The organism is Fibrella rubiginis, from assembly GCF_017353185.1.
GTDB classification, from domain to species: Bacteria; Bacteroidota; Bacteroidia; order Cytophagales; family Spirosomataceae; genus Fibrella; species Fibrella rubiginis.
In genome coordinates, this window is the sequence record NZ_JAFMYV010000034.1 from 1 (window position 1) to 1,358 (window position 1,358).

The following is a 1,358-nucleotide window of genomic DNA, read 5'->3' on the forward strand; positions in this document are numbered from 1 at the left end:
AGCTGAGGTGAGGGCCGAACAGCCGTTGCTGTTGGTAACGGTGACGCTGTAGGTTGTCGTGGTGGTGGGGGAGACGACCACGCTCTGGGTGCTGCCCGTGCCCGTTGGTGCCCAGGCATACGTAAAGCCACTGCCGCCCGATGCGTTAGCTGTCAGGGTGGCCGAAGTGCCGTTACAAATGGTCTGGCTGGCCACCGTAGCGGTCACAGCGGGGTTGACCGTCACCGTGCCGGAGGCGATGGCTGAACAGCCGCTGGCGTTGGTCACTGTCACCGAATAAGTGGTGGTGGTGTTGGGCGCGACAATCAATGTGCCCGTCGTGTTGCTGGTGCTATTGCTGAAGCTGTAGCTCGTACCACCCGTAGCCGTCAGCGTCGCCGAGGTACCGTTACAAATTGTCGCCGACGACAGCGTGGCGGTGACAGCGGGGTTGACCGTGACGGTAGCTGAGGTGAGGGCCGAACAACCGTTGCTGTTGGTGACCGTCACACTATACGTGGTGGTGCTGGTGGGGGAGACGACCACGCTCTGGGTGTTGCCCGTGCCCGTTGGTGCCCAGGCATATGTAAAGCCGCTACCGCCTGATGCATTAGCTGTCAGGGTGGCCGCAGTGCCATTGCAGATGGTCTGGCTGGCCACCGTGGCGGTCACAGCGGGGTTGACTGTGACGGTGCCCGAGGCGATGGCTGAACAGCCGCTGGCGTTGGTCACCGTTACCGAATAAATGGTCGTGGTGTTGGGCGCGACAATCAGCGTCCCTGTGGTGTTGCTGGTACCATTGCTGAAGCTGTAGCTCGTGCCGCCCGTGGCCGTGAGCGTAGCCGAAGTGCCGTTACAGATGGTGGCCGACGACAGCGTGGCGGTCACAGCGGGGTTGACCGTGACGGTAGCTGAGGTGAGGGCCGAACAACCGTTGCTGTTGGTAACGGTGACGCTGTAGGTGGTGGTGCTGGTGGGGGAGACGACCACGCTCTGGGTGTTGCCCGTGCCCGTTGGCGCCCAGGCATATGTAAAGCCACTGCCCCCGCTGGCGTTAGCTGTTAGCGTAGCCGAAGTACCGTTACAGATGGTCTGGCTGGCCACCGTAGCAGTGACGGCGGGATTGACCGTGACGGTGCCCGAGGCGATGGCTGAACAGCCGTTGGCGTTGGTCACTGTCACGGAGTAGATGGTGGTGGTGTTGGGCGTGACAATCAGCGTCCCTGTGGTGTTGCTGGTGCCATTGCTGAAGCTGTAGCTCGTACCACCCGTGGCCGTCAAGGTGGCCGAAGTGCCGTTACAGATGGTGGCACTGCTGAGCGTGGCGGTCACGGCGGGGTTGACCGTGACCGTAGCTGATGTGACAGCCGAACAACCGC

At 62.4% G+C, this 1,358-nt stretch carries 1 protein-coding gene; it reads right to left on the reverse strand.

All coding sequences use genetic code 11. The annotated features are described in order from the left end of the window. Positions 1–1,358 (reverse strand): beta strand repeat-containing protein (locus tag J2I47_RS26345; RefSeq protein WP_374759935.1); only part of this gene is annotated, 1,358 nt, incomplete at both ends.